The following is a 17,730-nucleotide window of genomic DNA, read 5'->3' on the forward strand; positions in this document are numbered from 1 at the left end:
CAAGAATGCGCCACACCTCCCATCTTGAGTAATGTAAAGGGCATAAACATAAGACCCTCTACCTTACACACAAAGGATTTTGAGATGGACACCGCAACCCTGAACTCCACGTCTTCCATGGGCACACAGGCCCCTGGCTTTTTTGCCCGGACCGAAGCGTGGTTGGACGCACGCGGTCGGGCTGCATGGATCACGGCAATGGTCGGCAGCTATATTGTTTTCTGGCCGGTTGGTCTGGCGATGACGGCTTATATGGTCATCAATAACAAATTTTCGGGCACGCACAGCCAGAAACGCTATCACCGTGGGTCACATTCTGTCCACATGAACCGGTCCACCGGCAACGCAGCCTTTGACACGTACAAAGACGAAACACTGCGCCGCTTGGAAGAAGAACAGACAAACTTCGAGGAATTCCTCGAACGTCTGCGCGAAGCCAAAGACAAAGCAGAATTCGACCAATTTATGGACGAACGTGGTCATCAGAACAAATCTGACGACTCTGCTGACACCTCTCACTAATGGTTCAACGGGTCCCTTCGGGGACCCCATTTGATTTAGGATTTTTTTTGATGACGCACACACCGCCCCCCGCACAACAGATGCCGGTCGCTGTCCAAATTGTATCAACCGTGTTGTTTGCAGGGTTTGCTATTCCGGTCACCATTGTCGCGCTGAATGTCTTTTGGCCGGCAGGTATCGCAATCGCAGCCATCCTTGCATGGCGCGGTGGATTTGCACCGGGAATGGGGAATAGCATTGATATGGCAGCCCTTGGTGAAGCCGTAAAAACCGTTTCCCCCGAAGCCGCGCAACGGCGCAGCGGCAACGCCAGCTTTGACCGATACCGCGACGAAATGCTGGAACGGCTCGAGCATGAACAAGAAAACTTTGAAGATTTCTTGGACCGCCTCCGCGCCGCGAAAGACTCGACTGAGTTTGATCAATTTATGGATGACCGTGCAGGCAGATTGTCCGCATCGTTCTAAGACGGGTGTCACCCCATCCCCGTCGCGCCTTGCCTGTGTCCCCGGGCAAGGCGCCCCTTTTTTGGGCGGATGCATGAAAGAACGGCATAAGATTGCTTTGTAAGAACCTCGCTATTTTCGGGGGGCTTGGTTTGTGCGATATTGCTTGCTAACGTCACCCTAGTTCATTTCGACAGAGTACCATGCGCCACACGCTTCCCATCGCGCCGCAGTTTTATGTCACGGCCCCGCAACCCTGCCCTTACCTTGAGGGCCGGATGGAACGGAAGTTGTTCACTGCTTTGCAAGGTGACACCGCAACGCGTCTGAATGATAGCCTGTCCAAACAGGGATTTCGGCGGTCGCAGAACGTGCTTTACCGCCCATCTTGTTCGGAATGTTCGGCCTGTATGTCTGCACGCATTCGTGTGGCGGACTTTGTACCAACAAAATCCCAAAAACGCGTCAGGAACCGCAACACGAACCTGTCACGCCGCGCGACGTCGCCTTGGGCGACTGAAGCGCAATACGACCTTTTCCGGCGTTATCTGGATAGCCGTCACGCGTCCGGTGGCATGGCCGACATGGACATGTTCGAATTCGCAGCCATGGTCGAAGAAACCCCGATCCGGTCCCGATTGATCGAATATACCGACAAGGAAACAGAAGATCTGCGGGCCGTATGCCTGACAGATATTCTCGATGACGGGTTGAGCCTTGTGTATTCATTCTTCGATCCGGACTTTGACCGATCGTCGCTGGGTACGTTTATCATTCTCGACCACATCGCCATCGCAATCGACCTTGGCCTGCCCTATGTCTATTTAGGTTATTGGGTGCCGGGATCGCCGAAGATGGATTATAAGTCCAAATTCAGCGGGTTAGAGGTTTATCACAATCGTGAATGGGCGCCCATTCGTGAACCATCGGACTACGATAGCGCGCTGCATCCACTGAGCACCGATCCCATCGCCGAACAAGTGGCACGGATCAGTCTGCCAGACAGCCGCCCAACGGGTTAAGCGATCTTCGGTCCGCGGACCTGTTTCATCGTGACATCGCGAACGTCGTCGACTGGCATTGGTTTGCCAAAGAAATAACCTTGCACCGCATCACAACTTTCTCCTACTAGAAATGCGATTTCTTCTGCAACCTCTGCCCCTTCCGCAAGAACCGGCACATCTAACGCGCCGCCCAACAAAAGCGTGGCGCGCACAATCGCTGCGTTTTGTCGGCTTTGATGGACGTTGTGCACAAAGCTGCGGTCAATTTTGATTTTATCAAACGGAAAGGCCTGCAGGGTCGACAACGACGAATATCCGGTGCCAAAATCGTCCATCGCAATGCGTAATCCCATCGATTTCAGTTTATGCATCACGGCAAGCGCGTTTTCTTGATCCTGAATGATCGTGGCTTCGGTGATTTCGACCTCTAAGCGTTCAGGCGCGAGCTGGCATTCGTCCAAAATCGCAAGAACCTGCGTCACAAAGTCGGGTTCGATCAATTGCTGCGGCGATACGTTGACGGCAATCGGATAAGGTTGATTCCATGTTGCAGCTTCCTGGCAGGCAGTCCGCATCACCCACATCCCGATATCCTTGATCAGGCCGGTTTCCTCGGCCAGTGGAATAAAGACATTCGGGCCGATCAGCCCTCTTTCAGGATGTCGCCAGCGCAACAGAACCTCAAAGCCAATGATGGCGTGACTGACGATACTGTTTTGGAATTGGTAGTGCAAAAACAACTCTTCCCGGTCGATTGCCTTGCTAAGATCACCCATTAACGCTTGTTTTTCGCGTCTGCGTTGCTCAATCTCATTGTCATAAAACTCGATCTTACTGCGCGACTGGCCCTTGGCCTGATACATTGCCAGATCGGAATATTGTTGCAGTGTTTCCAGCTGATCCCCGTCATCGGGGTACGTCGCAATCCCGATGCTGACCCCCAGTTTCAGATCAGACATGCCCAAATACAACGGTTCGCCAATAGCGGTTTGCAGACGCATAGCAAATTCGCGCGCGTCATCTGGGTCGGTCAAATCCGACTTCAACGCGGCGAATTCGTCGCCGCCAATACGTGCGATGAATTCATGATCTTGCAGGACTGCATTCATTTGATCAGCGACGTGCCGCAGCACGATGTCACCCGTTGCATGCCCCATCGTATCATTGATTTGTTTAAACAAATCCAAATCAATCGTCAGAACTGCAATCCGGATTTGGTGCCCTCGATCAACCCGTTTTTGCAGTCGCGCGGCACGTTCTGCAAAGCCTAAACGGTTTGGCAACGTCGTCAGCAGATCGCGGCGCACGGCATCGCTTAGCTTGCGTTGCGTATCCGCGCTCATTTCAGTTTCAATGACAAACGTGGTGAAGCCGATCAACAGGATCAGGCTCACCACCGTCAAAACGATGAACCCTAAAACAAAGTTCGAAATCAAGCGCGCAGGCACGATAAAGCTGGGGTCAGGGACAAATGTCGCCGCAGCCATCCCTGTGAAGTGCATGGTGCAAACCGACAAAACCATCGCGGCCGTGGCACCCGCCCAGCAAAACCGTGTCACAGGATGCATCACGCGGTGCACCATGATCATGCCAAACACGCTGCCGAAAACGATCGACAGAATGACGAGGTCTGCGTCCCATTCAAACCGTCCGGGAACCTGTAGTGCTGCCATCCCAGTGTAATGCATTGCGGTCACGGTCAGGCCGAACAACGTGCCGCCCACAACGCTTCGCCATCGCATTTGCGGCATTGCGGCAAGTGCGACAGCCGCAGTACAGCCGCCGATAGCAATGAGCAGCGATAGCCCCGTGAGAACGGGTTCATAGGCGGTCGTTTCCGCAGGGCTATACCCCAGCATTCCGATAAAATGGGTCGCCCAAACAGTGGTCCCTGCAATCATTGCAGCAAGACCCAGATGCAGTTGACGTCGCCTTCTACGCAACGCCTTGGACCGCATCAGAAGCACGACCGTCAAAGCCGCACCAATCGTACATACGAACGCCGCCACGATGACAAAGCCACCGTGGTGGGCGTGGACGAGTTCGGACATCGCGTGGTTCATAAAGAAAGCCCCGGTTCTGCGCTCTGCATAACCGGGGCTTCCTAAGGTTTCGTTGACGCGGACCTAAGCCGCATCCGTTAGTTCAGCAAATTCGGAACAATTGTCACCACCGCTGGGAAGGCCGCAAGCAACGCGAGGCCCGCAACTTGGATCCCGATGAATGGCATCACACCGCGATAGATTTGACCCGTCGTGATTTCTTTCGGGGCAACACCCCGCAAGTAGAACAAGGCAAAACCGAACGGTGGCGTCAGGAACGATGTCTGCAGGTTCACCGCAATCATGATCGTGACCCACTTCGGATCGAATGTACCGCCGTAGATAACGGGCCCTACAATCGGGATCACGATGTAGATGATTTCAAGGAAATCAAGCACGAAGCCCAGCACAAACAGCACCAGCATCACGATGATGAAGACCTGCCATTCACTGTCGAATGACCGCAGGAACTGCTGAATGTAGTGCTCACCACCGAACGAAATCAGCACAAGGTTCAACAACTGCGACCCGATCAGAATGGTAAAGACCATCGACGTGACCTTCGCTGTTTCGCGGACCACCGGGGACAGAACCCCGCCCGTGAACAACACGCCACATGACCAGATCAGACCGAACATCGAGAACAGGAAGGCTGCGAAAGCAACCAAGTAGGCCACGTAGTTTTCGAACAACACGACTTCTTGGCCAAGGCGCATATCAAAGTTCGTGCCAACCAGCAGCATGATCATGATTGCAGCAGTGGTATAAAGCACCATGTTGCCGGACTTGCCCTGCTCTTGCAGCTTGCGGAAGGTGGCCAACAGAATAGCCCCGCCTGCCCCAAGTGCCGCTGCAGGTGTCGGGTTTGTAATCCCGCCAAGGATTGACCCAAGCACAGCAATGATCAGCACCAACGGTGGGAAGACCACTTTGACGATCTCATTGGCAAACAAACGTGCAGATGCATGTTTCATGCCATAGAACACCGCGATCATTGGCAATGCGATCAGGACAACGGTCGTTCCCGGCGTCGTCAATGGCCCGATCAACAGGATATCGACCAACAACAAGGCCAGCACACCAGCAGCACCTGCGATCAGCGGTGCCGCGTTTGCAGACGGTGCAACACCGCGTGCTAGTACCAACGTCAGACCTGCCAGCAATGCGATCAGACCGATGCCTGTGCCGATCGGTGCCGCTGCCGCTACTTTCGCGTCCACAGCTGCCGCACGTTCTTCCGGCGACAATTCACGCGCTTCGGCAACGCCACCCGCATCATCAATTGCAGCTTGTTCTGCCAAGGCCGCAGCCCAAGCTTCCGCACCGTGCAGTTCCTGCATAGAGACTGCGCATTCTTCACCAACATTGGTCCGCAAGGACGCCGTTTGGCCTGCATCTGTATAGCTATCAACGATAACTGTCTGTGACCCGCGGATGTCGAATGCACCGAATGCGATGAACACGGCGATCAATGCGATAGGTGCGCCAAGGAACCACAACAGCGCTTCGTTACGTGTGATGACTTCACCGCTAGACGCTTCGCCCATTTCCACGGGTGGGGCCTTCGATGGGTTCAGCAATGCGAAACCAAATGCATATGCGGCATAAAGGAACGCCAACAAGATACCCGGCAACAAAGCGGCCTGGAACAACGTCCCCACCGACACAACCGCAGGCTCACCAAGGAACGTCAGCGCGTCTGAACAGCCAGCCAATTGGGCGCGGTCTTCTTGTGCAGCGGAATACAGGTCGCCCGCGAGCGTCCCGAGAAGAACGATCACGATGGATGGCGGAATAATCTGACCCAGCGTACCGGATGCGGCAATCACACCAGTAGACAGTTCCGGCGAATAGCCGTTCTTCAACATGGTTGGCAGCGCCAGCAGACCCATGGTTACAACAGTTGCACCAACGATCCCTGTGGACGCCGCGAGGAATGCTCCCACGATCACAATGGACACAGCCAAACCACCTGGCAGCGGGCCAAAGACCTTCGCCATTGTGGTCAGCAATTCATCGGCAATACGGGACCGTTCCAACACGATACCCATCATGACGAACATCAGCACGGCCAACAGAGTCTCAATAGACTGACCCGCGAGCACGCGTTCGTTCATCCGGTTCACGAGGAAACCAACGTTCCGATCCAGCGCCATTTCCCACCCTTGCGGGAACAGCGCCGTTTCATAAATCGGCAAATCAGGGTTTCGGAATACTGATATGGCATCAGGTCTGACCCCTTCTGCGATCAAGGCCGCATAGGCGTCCGATCCAGTGTCGATGGCCTCGTGGATCAAAAGACCCGAACTATCGAGTGCTGCAATCACAGCGAATGAAATGACCGCAGAGCCACCAATCGCAAAGGCCACGGGAAAGCCTGACAGAATGCCCGCAAAGAGCGTCAGGAAAACAATGATAATACCGACTTCTACGCCGTCTAATCCAAAAAGCATGGTCTTTGGTCCTTAATGAATTTCAGCGACGAGTTCGGCTTGCGCGTCACCCAGCTTGTCTTTGTCGAGGTATTTGCCTTCGCTATCCTCGCCTTCTTTGCGCTCAAGGTATGAACGGTAGAAGAACGCGATGGCTTGCAAGATCACCATCAAGGTGAAGACCACGAGCAGAATTTTGAACAGGAAGTAGGCGTTGAACCCGTTTGGTGAAAACCCGATGGTCTCAATATTCCAGCGTAGTGCACGGGATTTACCCAGCAGACGTTCAAGACTATCAGACGCAGACGGGTTCGGCACTACAAGGTGACGCCACAAGAAGAACCAACCGTAAAGCCATGTCAGCAATGCAGCAGGCACCATGAACAGCATGGCCCCGATCATATCGATCGTGCGCTTGGCGCGGAACGAAATCGCGGAATAGACAAGGTCAACACGCACGTGGCCACCTTGAACAAAGGTGTAGGTGGCGCACAAACAAACGATCATCGCGTTGTAAAGCTTCAGTTCTTCAGACCACCAGCTGACGTCCTTGGTAAAGGCCGATCCGAACCCGAGCGATATCTCTGACACCGCAAAAATCCGCTGCATAAAGATGATCATGATCTGCTGAAGCACCATCAACAGCCCCGCCCACGCAAAGAACCGACCAACGCCGTTGGCAAAGCCTTCCAACACGCGCACGCAGGCCCACATAAACTGATTGCGCCGTAGGCCGATTATCGTAACGACCCAGAAGATGCCGAATAGAATGAAGAAGAGTTCCGCTGACGCTCCATAATAGATAAAGCGCATAAGCGATTCTTTATCTTCAACCGTACCATTCCAACTTAACCAGTCCAGCCATAGGGATGGATTGGTCAAAGCATCCCATAAATTAAAAAATGGGCTGAAAATTGTATCGAGGAATTCACTTCGACGAGTGCTGAACATCATTCACCTCATGATATCGGATAGAAGCGATGTACCACTTCTGTCCTCGGTGCGCGGGGATTCAATAACAAACCCGCTCCACGCAAAAATGTCGAATATGGCCCGACATCGCGTAGATGCCGGGCCAATCTTTATTGATTTAGAACAATGCCTTACGGGCTTAACCCATCACGCGGTCACGCTGGGCGCGGTACGCACCTTCGGACTTCTGGATCCAACCAGAAGACGCAGCCATGGATGCGTTGTAAGACGCGCGCAGGCGGTCATACAGGTCATCACCAGCGTACTGGTCAAGCGTTTCGCGTGCTGCGTCGCCCATTGCATCCCAAACAGAGTCAGGGAATTCCAGAACTTTTACGCCGCCAGCTTGCAGGCGCTGCAGTGCTGCACCGTTGTTGTCCATGAACTGGGCAAGGTTCCACTGGTGTGCTTCGCCAGATGCGATCTCGATGACCTTCTGGTGCGCAGGTGAGAGGCTCTCAAACACGTCGAGGTTCGTCGCCAAAGACAGAGCTGCGCCCGGCTCGTGCATACCAGCTGTGTAGTAGAACTTTGTGATCTCTTGGAAACCAGCTTTTTCATCTGCCCATGGGCCGATCCACTCTGTGCCGTCGATGGCGCCAGATGCGAGAGCTTGGTAAACTTCAGCACCTGGAAGGTTCTGAACGGATGCGCCCATTTTACCCAGTGCTTGACCACCAAGACCCGGCATACGGAACTTGAGACCTTGGAAATCTTCTGGACCGTTGATCTCTTTTGAGAACCAGCCACCAGCCTGTGGACCAGTATTACCCGCGAGGAAGGATTTCAGACCAAAGATGGAACCCAGCTCGTCGTGGAATGCGCGGCCTTCGCCTTGGTAATACCAGTTAGAGATTTCCTGTGGCGTCATGCCGAAAGGCACGGATGTGAAATACGCGTAACCAGGGTGCTGGTTGACGAAGTAGTAGTCAGCACCGTGATACATGTCAGCCTGACCAGACGTCACAGCGTCAAACACTTCGAACGCACCGACGAGTTCGCCAGCCGCTTTCAGATCGATGGTCAGGTCGCCATCTGTCATTGCGGTGATTGTGTCAGCGGCACGCTGAGCTGCGTCATGCACACCAGCAAGGCCACGGCCCCATGTTGTGACAAGCGTCAGTGTCCGCTTGCCCTGCGCGTAAGCAGGTGCTGCCAGCGTAGTTGCTGCTGCAGCTGTCCCGCCAAGCGCGGAATTTTTAAGAAAAGAACGACGATCCATTTGGTTTCCTCCCATTGGTATTCCTCACAGCACGCGCACCTCCCAGTGGCGCACTGCGGATCATTTCGTAGGCAAAAGCTAGCCTAGTCGTCCGGAAGGTAAAATACGTAGTTCTGCGTAGTTTGTGGTCGAATTTGCAGAATTTGCGATTTTTCTGAACAAAGTTTGGGCGCTAACGGCCAATGATCCAATAAACCGTTGTGCGATTCGGATTTGATTCGCCGGGGATTCGCGACTATCCCCGCCCCCCATGAAAGACATCTTTCACCGCCTGCGCGGCGCACTCAGTTTCAGTTACGGGCAAAAGCTTTTTTTGCTGGCAACGGTCCCGTTGATCCTTGCGGTGTCGGTGATTTCGATTGTCGTGACCAACCAATCGCGCGACTTGGCCGAACGCGAAATTGCAGCGCTTGAGGCGCAGCTGATCGCCACCAAGCGCGAAGAGCTGAAGAACTACCTTTCCATCGCACGCACCGCATTTGTGAACACCTACGGACGAGCAGCGCCAGATGACGAAGCGGCAAAACTTGAGGTTTCTCAATTACTTTCAGCCATTCTTTATGGTCAAGACGGCTACTTCTTCGTGTTCGATTACGACGGTAACAATCTCGTCGCCCCGCGGCAGACCTACCTGATCAACCGCAATTGGACCGGCCTTGAAGACGCCAGCGGCATTCCGATTACAGACGAATTGATCCGGATTGCGCGAACTGGCGGAGGCTATCACAGCTTCGATTGGCCAAAGCCGTCGACAGGCGAAACAGGTCGGATGATCGTCTATGTGAACGGCCTACAAGACTGGCGTTGGGTCGTTGGCACCGGCATCTTTATCGATGACGTGCAACAGACGGTTGCATCCGCACGCGCCGAAGTTGAATCACGAATCGCGCAGACCTCCGTTTACATCGTGGCGATTGTCATTGTGGCCCTGCTTGGCGTGTTTCTGAGCGGATTGGTGATCAATATCCGTGAGCGGCGTTTGGCCGACGTGAAACTCAAGGCGCTGACCCAACGGATCATCGACACCCAAGAAGAAGAACGCGGACGGGTGGCGCGTGAACTCCATGACGGGATCAGTCAGATGCTCGTCGGGGTCCGCTACGCGCTGGAACTGACCAAACGCCGGTTCCAGATCAACGATGATCGTGTGGGCGATAGTCTTGATAAAGGCATCGACGGGCTGGGTGGTGCAATCCAAGAAGTCCGTCGGATCAGCCGCGACCTGCGCCCCGGTGTCTTGGATGACCTCGGTCTCGGCCCTGCCCTGCAATCGCTGGCGGATGATTTTGCCCAACGGACCGACGTGACCTGTAGCGTGGAAACCGTGGTCTTCCGCAACCGGCTCGATCAAGAAGCCCGCATCGCGCTGTACCGGATCGCCCAAGAGGCGCTAACCAACATCGAACGCCACGCAGCCGCCCAAAACGTGACGATATCGCTTAAGGGCAAACGTAGCGGTGCTCACCTGATGATCACCGACGACGGAAAAGGCATGCCAGCCCAGAAATCCCAAGCCCGCACCAGTGGTGGTCTTGGCCTGCGCAACATGCAAGAACGGCTGGAACAGATCGGAGGGACATTGCGCATCCGCTCTTCGACACAGGGCACAATGATTGAAGCCCAAGTCCCCCTGACACATATGCTCCGCCCAGAGGCAGGCAGCAATGACGACGACAACCAAAGGAAATCCGCATGAACGTCCGTGTTCTGATTGTAGACGATCACCCAATGGTCACCGAAGGCATCCAAGCGATCCTTGAAAGCTATGACGACATCACGGTCGTCGGTGCACTGAACAACGGGCGCGAGGCGGTTGAACAGGTCGGTGATCTTGCGCCTGACGTGATCTTGATGGACCTCAACATGCCGGACGTGAGCGGACTGAATGCGACCGAAATGATCTTAGAGAAATGCCCAGACACCCGCATTCTGATCCTTTCGATGCACAACAGCCCCGAATACATCAACACTGCCCTTTCACACGGCGCCAAAGGGTATGTCCTGAAAGACGTGCCGACCGACGAGATCAAGACGGCAATTGAAACCGTGATGGCGGGCCAACAATACCTGTGTACGGGGGCCAAAACATCGCTGTCGCCGCGTATCGCAGACGGGCGCGAACCGCTGACAGGGCGCGAACAGACGATCCTGCTGGAACTGGCGCAAGGCAAGTCCAACAAAGACGTGGCCGCGACGCTGAATATCTCTGTACGCACGGTTGAAACACACCGCAACAACATCAAACGCAAACTCGGGATTTCCAGTACAGCTGGGCTGACCCGCTACGCAATGGAACACGGCGTACTCCAAGGCACGGGACGTTAAGTGTGGGCGATCCTGTCTTCTTTACATCCAAGAACGACTTTGCGGCTTGGTTCGCAGAAAATCCCGCAGCAACAGAACTTTCTGTTGGTTACTACCGCAAAAGCACTAAACGGCCCAGCATCACATGGTCGGAATCCGTGGACGTCGCACTATGCTACGGCTGGATCGACGGGGTGCGCAAATCAATCGACGATCAAAGCTACAAAATTCGATTTACGCCTCGCAAAATCAATAGCGTATGGAGTGCTGTGAATGTCAGAAAGGTACAGGAATTCATCCCGCTTGGGCTAATGAAACCAGCGGGGCTGCACGTCTACAACAACCGTAAAGACACCAAAGGCTACACATCTGCGGACCGCAACGTCCCGCTGTCACCGGATTTTGAGGCACAAATCAAAGCCAACCCGGCAGCATGGGATTTTCTCAATGCGCTCGCGCCATCCTACAGAAGGGATTCCATCTGGTGGGTCATGAGCGCAAAACACGAAGATACACGACTAAAAAGGCTCGGTATTCTGATTGAATCTTGCCAAGCGGGGATGAAAATCCCGAGCATGCGCAAGACCTAAACACCCGCCACGAGATCGCTAAACTGTGATGTATCTCTGCTATTTTTGAGGTGGTGGTTTTACATCCGCTCGGCCACCCCTATGTCACTGAACACAACTTGAACAACGCGCTCAAAGGACACAACATGACGTATACGCCCCCCAAAGTCTGGACATGGGACGCCGAGAGCGGCGGCAAGTTCGCCAATATCAACCGCCCCATCGCAGGCGCGACCCACGACAAAGACCGCCAAATCGGCAAACACCCGCACCAGCTGTATTCGCTAGCAACGCCCAACGGCGTCAAAGTCACGATCATGTTCGAAGAACTTTTGGCGGCAGGTCACACAGACGCCGAATATGATGCGTGGCTAATCAACATCCAAGAAGGCGACCAATTCTCGTCCGGCTTTGTGGAGGTGAACCCGAACTCCAAGATCCCCGCCCTGTTCGATGAGACCAACGGCGTGCGTATCTTCGAATCCGGCGCGATCCTGCTGTATCTGGCCGAAAAATTCGGGGCGTTCCTGCCGACCGATCCCAAGGCACGGGTCGAAACCCTGAACTGGCTGTTCTGGCTCCAAGGCTCCGCGCCTTATCTCGGCGGTGGCTTTGGCCATTTCTACGCCTATGCGCCCGAAAAGTTCGAATACCCGATCAACCGCTTTGCAATGGAAACCAAGCGCCAACTCGACGTGCTCGACCGTCGTTTGGGCGAGGCCAAATATTTAGGCGGAGACGACTATTCCATCGCCGATATGGCGACCTTCCCGTGGTACGGCGCGCTCGTGCAAAATCAGGTCTACGAAGCCGCCGAGTTCCTCGACGTTGCATCCTACAAAAACGTAAACCGCTGGGTGGACGACATCTCCGCACGTCCGGCGGTGGTGCGCGGTAAGATGGTGAACAAAGCATGGGGCGACGAAGACCAGCAACTACGTGAACGCCACGATGCGAGCGATTTTGATACCCAAACATGGGACAAAATCAAACCGGCAGACGCTGAGTAAAACGAACTTGCCAAGCATTTACGGGTGCTTGGCACGATCCGGACGGATGAGATTGCTATTCGGTAATCGGTGCATTAATTTGGCTGTTCCGGCTTTGTGACCCTTCTCGACCGCTTCTCAAAATCGAAAAAAACCGCTCAATTGCTAAACGGCAATTTATGTAGATTGTATCCCGTGTTTTGCAAAATTCATTCTGCGAGCAACTCTTTGACCTTTGGATGGATCAACCAGCCAAATGCACAGTGGTGCGCAAAAAAATTGCTGTCTCTATTCCAAATCTCGTCACTTAGCCAGGCACCAAAATGCCACTTTGCCGAAAACCAATTCTCCAATGCATGGGGTTTAGATCCGATATTCGAAAGGATGTAGTCTTTGTCCTCTGACGATGCCGTTTGAACAAGTTGAACTGCCGTTTCGCGAAGAAGCGCGTCTACTCCTTCAGCATATTGCCCAGTTTTACCATCGCAAAAGCCCCAGCGACCCAACGCGTGCAGTAGAAATTCCCTAGAAGGTAAACCGCTGGAATCAATCAGCTCTAGCGAAACAAGGATCGGTTCCAGATCATGATCAACAGGCATCGGATCGGTCAGCGCACGAGAGCAGCCGTAAAAATGAGTATTCAAACAAAGCGCCGTGTCCAAGAATGCCTGAATACAGGGAATGTCGCCCGACGCGTCCCCATCGATCACTTCCAACATTTGCGCTATTGATTTCGACGGCTTGTAGCCTTGGAATGACGTGTCTTCTGGTGGATCGAAATGCCACAAAAACCGACACGCGTGTTCCCATGTTGAGTCGAAGCAATGCTCAAAGCTCGTACGTCCATTCAAGGCTCTGTTGCGAACGTACTCCAAAAGTTGCTTTTTCACGAGCCGCTCATTTGGTTCCGAAAGTTGAATTAACGCCATTCAAATTAGCCCCTACCGTCTAAAACGCCCAAGTGAACTGCGTGCCCCCGGACAGTCAAGCTTTGGCTGAAAGGAGATTGCCGACTTCCTCAGAGCCGAGCCGGTCCACTCACGTCCTACCCATTTTCCATCCGCATCCCACATATTCCCCCACCGAATACCTCATATGTCGTTTGCATCTCGTAACGTCATGTGTTTTGCTTTAGGGGATAGTTTAACACTAAACTAATTTACGAATTGGATGGAGGACCGCCCATGCCGCCAAAGAAGGCCGCCGCGAAGTCGAACGTCTCAGCTGAAGAATTGCTGGGACATTACCGGGAAATGCTGCTGATCCGGCGGTTTGAAGAAAAGGCGGGCCAGCTTTATGGCATGGGTCTGATTGGTGGCTTTTGTCACCTTTATATCGGTCAGGAAGCCGTTGTTGTGGGTCTAGAGGCCGCAGCAAAAGAGGGCGACAAGCGCATCACATCTTACCGTGACCACGGCCACATGTTGGCCTGCGGCATGGACCCCAAAGGCATCATGGCCGAATTGACAGGTCGCGAAGGTGGCTTTTCAAAGGGTAAAGGCGGGTCGATGCACATGTTCTCGAAAGAGAAGCATTTCTACGGCGGCCACGGGATTGTTGCAGCACAGGTACCGCTGGGTGCCGGTCTGGCGTTTTCTGACAAATACAAAGGCAATGATAATGTGACCTTCACTTACTTCGGTGACGGCGCTGCCAACCAAGGTCAGGTTTACGAGACCTACAACATGGCTGAACTGTGGGAACTTCCCGTCGTGTTCGTCATTGAAAACAACCAATATGCGATGGGCACATCCGTTCAACGTTCGACGAAGTCCCCGTCCCTGTGGGAACGCGGTGCGGCTTACGGCATCGAAGGCGAAGAAGTTGACGGCATGGACGTCATCAAGGTCAAAGAGGCCGGCGAACGCGCAGTGGCACACTGCCGTGCTGGCAAAGGCCCGTACATCCTAGAGGTTAAGACATACCGCTATCGCGGCCATTCCATGTCTGACCCTGCGAAATACCGGACCCGCGAAGAAGTCCAAAAAATGCGCGACGAACGTGACCCGATTGAACAGGTCCGTGACGCGCTGCTGAAAGGCAAACACGCCTCCGAGGATGACTTGAAGGCCATCGACAAAGAAATCAAAGCTGTCGTGAACGAAGCTGCTGAATTCTCCAAGGAAAGCCCGGAGCCCGCGCTCGAAGAGCTTTGGACAGATATCTACAACGAGGAGACAGCATAATGGCTATCGAAATTCTCATGCCCGCCCTGTCTCCGACGATGGAAGAAGGTACATTGGCCAAATGGCTGGTGAAAGAAGGCGACACCGTTTCATCCGGCGACATTATGGCCGAGATTGAGACCGACAAAGCAACGATGGAATTCGAAGCTGTTGACGAAGGTATCGTCGGCAAGATCGTTGTGGCCGAAGGCACCGAAGCTGTGAAGGTGAACGACGTCATCGCGATCCTCGTGGAAGAAGGCGAAGACGTACCAGAAGCTGGTGCAGCACCTACAGCGCCGCAAGCAGCCGCCGCACCCGCAACGGAAGAGACTGCCAAAGCCCCAGCCGAGGCCGCAGCACCTGCCGCCCCTGCCCCAGACCAGTCGCCTGATTGGCCCGAAGGCACCGAAATGAAGAAGACCACGGTCCGCGAAGCCTTGCGCGACGCGATGGCTGAAGAAATGCGGAACGACGAAGACGTATTCCTGATGGGTGAAGAAGTTGCCGAATACCAAGGCGCTTACAAAATCTCCCAAGGTCTGTTGGACGAATTCGGCGCCAAACGCGTGATTGATACGCCGATCACCGAGCATGGTTTTGCTGGGATCGCCACTGGCGCATCCTTTGGTGGTCTGCGCCCGATTGTGGAATTCATGACATTCAACTTCGCGATGCAAGCGATTGACCACCTGATCAACTCTGCGGCCAAGACATTGTATATGTCAGGCGGTCAGATGGGTGCACCTATGGTGTTCCGTGGGGCCAATGGTGCAGCGGCGCGTGTGGGTGCCCAGCATTCCCAGTGTTACGCCGCTTGGTATATGCAGGTTCCGGGTCTGAAGGTTGCGATGCCTTACTCTGCAGCTGATGCCAAAGGTTTGCTGAAAACAGCGATCCGCGACAATAACCCTGTGATCTTCCTCGAGAACGAAATCATGTACGGCAAGTCGTTTGACGTGCCTGTCATGGATGACTTCACCATTCCATTCGGGAAAGCCAAAATTGAACGGGCGGGCGACGACGTCACCATTGTATCCTTCGGGATTGGCATGACCTACGCGCTTGAGGCGGCTGAGAAATTGGCGGCCGAAGGCATCAATGCCGAAGTGATCAACCTGCGGACATTGCGTCCAATGGATACCGAAACTATCCTCGCGTCTGTGCGCAAGACCAACCGTTGTGTGACCGTCGAAGAAGGCTGGCCGCAAGGCAGCGTCGGCGGCTACATCTCTGGTGTGATCATGCAAGAAGCGTTCGATTACCTCGATGCGCCAGTGATCACATGCACAGGTAAAGACGTGCCGATGCCATATGCGGCGAACCTTGAAAAGCATGCGCTTTTGACCACGGACGAAGTGGTAGATGCGTGCAAAAAGGTAACGTACCGGTGATGCGTTTGGCAGGCATGATCGCGGGCTTGGGACTGGTGGCATCGGCTGCCAGCGCCCAGATGCCCGCAGATTGCCCGCCCAACGGTCTACTGATTGAACGCGGTGATCATTCCCACACGGTTGAGATCATCATTGGCTGCCTGTCGGATCCCGAAGACCTCGGGCGTGCGATGGCCCTGATGACCCGCGAAGTCGCCTACCTGCATATCGAACAAAACCTAAGACAATCCTACGTCGCAGTCGAAGAGGTGTTGGTTGAATCCTACGTCTCTGAAATTCTAGAACCCAGCGTTCCTGCGCCCGGTCAATAACGGAGCCATTCCATGCCTATTGAAATCCTGATGCCCGCCCTGTCGCCTACGATGGAAGAAGGGACGCTTGCCAAATGGCTCGTCAAAGAAGGTGACACTGTGTCGTCTGGCGACGTGATGGCTGAAATTGAAACAGACAAAGCCACGATGGAATTCGAAGCCGTTGACGAAGGTGTGATCGGTAAGATCGTAATCGCCGAAGGGTCCGAAGGCGTGAAGGTCAACGAAGTGATCGCTGTTCTGCTCGAAGATGGCGAAAGCGCGGATGATATTGGGTCAGCACCTGCGGCCAAAGCGGAACCGGCAGCGCCAACTGCTGCCGCGGCTGCAGAGGCGGCCCCCGCAGGGGGCTCCGATAAGGCCGCCACACCTGCGCCAGCAGCACCTGTCAAAGACGGAGAACGTGTTTTCGCGACCCCTCTTGCCCGCCGCATCGCCGCTGACAAAGGTCTGGATCTGGCCGACGTCGCAGGTTCCGGCCCGCGTGGCCGTATTGTGAAGGCTGACGTGGAAAACGCGCAACCGGGTACAAAACCTGCTGCAGCTGCGGCAAGCGCGCCAGCGAAAGCGGCCCCTGCTGCTGCTGCTTCCGTCGCCACAGGCCCAAGCACCGATGCCGTTCTCAAGACTTATGCCGATCGCCCTTACGAGGAAATTTCGCTCGACGGAATGCGCAAAACGATTGCTGCCCGCCTGACAGAGGCAAAGCAATCCGTGCCGCACTTCTACCTGCGCCGCGATATCAATCTGGACGCCTTGCTCAAGTTCCGCAGCCAGTTGAACAAACAGTTGGAGCCACGCGGCGTGAAGCTGTCCGTGAACGATTTCATCATCAAGGCCTGTGCTTTGGCGTTGCAGCAAGTTCCTGAAGCCAACGCCGTTTGGGCTGGTGATCGCACACTGCAGTTCGAAAAATCTGACGTTGCGGTTGCTGTCGCGATTGAAGGCGGGTTGTTCACACCGGTCCTGAAGGACGCCGAAATGAAGTCCCTGTCGGCTTTGTCCGCTGAAATGAAGGACCTCGCCACCCGTGCGCGCGACCGCAAGCTGGCCCCGCACGAATATAGCGGTGGATCATTCGCGATTTCCAACCTCGGCATGTTCGGCATCGACAACTTTGATGCAATCATCAACCCACCGCACGCCGCAATTCTGGCCGTTGGTGCAGGCACGAAAAAGCCAATTGTCGGCGCTGATGGTGAACTGACTGTGGGCACTGTAATGTCCACAACGCTGAGCGTGGATCACCGTGTGATTGATGGCGCGCTGGGTGCGAACCTGCTCAACGCCATCAAGGACAATCTTGAGAACCCAATGACAATGCTCGCGTAAAGCGACGTCATTACGAAACAGAAAAC

Annotated in this window: 16 protein-coding genes; 11 read left to right on the plus strand and 5 right to left on the minus strand. The window is 54.4% G+C overall.

Features of this window, described 5'->3' with window-relative positions:
- Positions 1 to 84 precede the first annotated feature (84 nt).
- From K3729_12190 to K3729_12200, 3 genes are all read left to right on the plus strand, one after another.
- Positions 85 to 522, plus strand: a complete 438-nt coding sequence (locus K3729_12190; protein UWQ98217.1) for a DUF2852 domain-containing protein — start codon at positions 85 to 87, stop codon at positions 520 to 522.
- 50 nt (positions 523 to 572) lie between these two features.
- Positions 573 to 989: a DUF2852 domain-containing protein gene (locus K3729_12195; GenBank protein UWQ98218.1), complete on the plus strand. Its 417-nt coding sequence runs from the start codon at positions 573 to 575 to the stop codon at positions 987 to 989.
- Positions 990 to 1,171: 182 nt separating this feature from the next.
- Positions 1,172 to 1,990: an arginyltransferase gene (locus K3729_12200; protein UWQ98219.1), complete on the plus strand. Its 819-nt coding sequence runs from the start codon at positions 1,172 to 1,174 to the stop codon at positions 1,988 to 1,990.
- Here the strand turns inward: K3729_12200 and K3729_12205 are convergent.
- The 4 genes from K3729_12205 to K3729_12220 all read right to left on the minus strand — a co-directional run bounded on the left by K3729_12205 (position 1,987) and on the right by K3729_12220 (position 8,640).
- Complete coding sequence (locus K3729_12205) at positions 1,987 to 4,023, minus strand: EAL domain-containing protein (protein UWQ98220.1); 2,037 nt, start codon at positions 4,021 to 4,023, stop codon at positions 1,987 to 1,989. The two genes, K3729_12200 and K3729_12205, sit on opposite strands and share 4 nt — an antisense overlap.
- An 89-nt stretch (positions 4,024 to 4,112) precedes the next feature.
- Positions 4,113 to 6,467, minus strand: coding sequence for a TRAP transporter large permease subunit (locus K3729_12210; protein ID UWQ98221.1), 2,355 nt, complete (start codon positions 6,465 to 6,467; stop codon positions 4,113 to 4,115).
- A 12-nt stretch (positions 6,468 to 6,479) separates the two neighbouring features.
- Positions 6,480 to 7,397: a C4-dicarboxylate ABC transporter permease gene (locus K3729_12215; GenBank protein UWR01040.1), complete on the minus strand. Its 918-nt coding sequence runs from the start codon at positions 7,395 to 7,397 to the stop codon at positions 6,480 to 6,482.
- A gap of 160 nt (positions 7,398 to 7,557) precedes the next feature.
- Positions 7,558 to 8,640, minus strand: a complete 1,083-nt coding sequence (locus K3729_12220) for a TRAP transporter substrate-binding protein (GenBank protein UWQ98222.1) — start codon at positions 8,638 to 8,640, stop codon at positions 7,558 to 7,560.
- 250 nt (positions 8,641 to 8,890) lie between these two features.
- On the opposite strand from K3729_12220, the gene K3729_12225 reads away from it, so the two are divergent.
- The 4 genes from K3729_12225 to yghU all read left to right on the plus strand — a co-directional run bounded on the left by K3729_12225 (position 8,891) and on the right by yghU (position 12,523).
- Complete coding sequence (locus tag K3729_12225; GenBank protein ID UWQ98223.1) at positions 8,891 to 10,336, plus strand: cache domain-containing protein; 1,446 nt, start codon at positions 8,891 to 8,893, stop codon at positions 10,334 to 10,336.
- Positions 10,333 to 10,965 carry a response regulator transcription factor gene (locus K3729_12230; protein UWQ98224.1) on the plus strand — a complete coding sequence of 211 codons (633 nt, stop codon included), beginning with the start codon at positions 10,333 to 10,335 and terminating at the stop codon, positions 10,963 to 10,965. Before K3729_12225 ends, K3729_12230 begins: the two co-directional genes overlap by 4 nt.
- A gap of 2 nt (positions 10,966 to 10,967) precedes the next feature.
- A complete protein-coding gene (locus K3729_12235) occupies positions 10,968 to 11,534 on the plus strand; it encodes a YdeI/OmpD-associated family protein (GenBank protein ID UWQ98225.1) in 567 nt (188 codons plus the stop codon).
- Between the two features lie 125 nt (positions 11,535 to 11,659).
- Positions 11,660 to 12,523, plus strand: a complete 864-nt coding sequence (gene yghU / locus K3729_12240; GenBank protein UWQ98226.1) for a glutathione-dependent disulfide-bond oxidoreductase — start codon at positions 11,660 to 11,662, stop codon at positions 12,521 to 12,523.
- A gap of 188 nt (positions 12,524 to 12,711) precedes the next feature.
- On the opposite strand, the gene K3729_12245 is transcribed toward yghU, so the two are convergent.
- Positions 12,712 to 13,392, minus strand: coding sequence for a hypothetical protein (locus K3729_12245; GenBank protein ID UWQ98227.1), 681 nt, complete (start codon positions 13,390 to 13,392; stop codon positions 12,712 to 12,714).
- Between the two features lie 294 nt (positions 13,393 to 13,686).
- Between K3729_12245 and pdhA the strand changes: the two genes are divergently transcribed.
- Genes pdhA through K3729_12265 form a run of 4 tightly spaced genes read left to right on the plus strand, consistent with a single transcriptional unit; the run spans position 13,687 to position 17,704 of the window.
- Positions 13,687 to 14,688, plus strand: coding sequence for a pyruvate dehydrogenase (acetyl-transferring) E1 component subunit alpha (gene pdhA, locus K3729_12250; GenBank protein ID UWQ98228.1), 1,002 nt, complete (start codon positions 13,687 to 13,689; stop codon positions 14,686 to 14,688).
- The gene (locus K3729_12255) at positions 14,688 to 16,061 is read left to right on the plus strand and encodes a pyruvate dehydrogenase complex E1 component subunit beta (GenBank protein ID UWQ98229.1); all 1,374 of its coding nucleotides are present in this window, start codon (positions 14,688 to 14,690) and stop codon (positions 16,059 to 16,061) included. The genes pdhA and K3729_12255 overlap by 1 nt, the downstream gene beginning before the upstream one ends.
- Complete coding sequence (locus K3729_12260) at positions 16,058 to 16,372, plus strand: hypothetical protein (protein UWQ98230.1); 315 nt, start codon at positions 16,058 to 16,060, stop codon at positions 16,370 to 16,372. The genes K3729_12255 and K3729_12260 overlap by 4 nt, the downstream gene beginning before the upstream one ends.
- A 12-nt stretch (positions 16,373 to 16,384) precedes the next feature.
- Complete coding sequence (locus tag K3729_12265; protein UWQ98231.1) at positions 16,385 to 17,704, plus strand: pyruvate dehydrogenase complex dihydrolipoamide acetyltransferase; 1,320 nt, start codon at positions 16,385 to 16,387, stop codon at positions 17,702 to 17,704.
- Positions 17,705 to 17,730 lie beyond the last annotated feature (26 nt).

Source organism: Rhodobacteraceae bacterium S2214, assembly GCA_025141675.1.
Taxonomy (GTDB): domain Bacteria; phylum Pseudomonadota; class Alphaproteobacteria; order Rhodobacterales; family Rhodobacteraceae; genus Yoonia.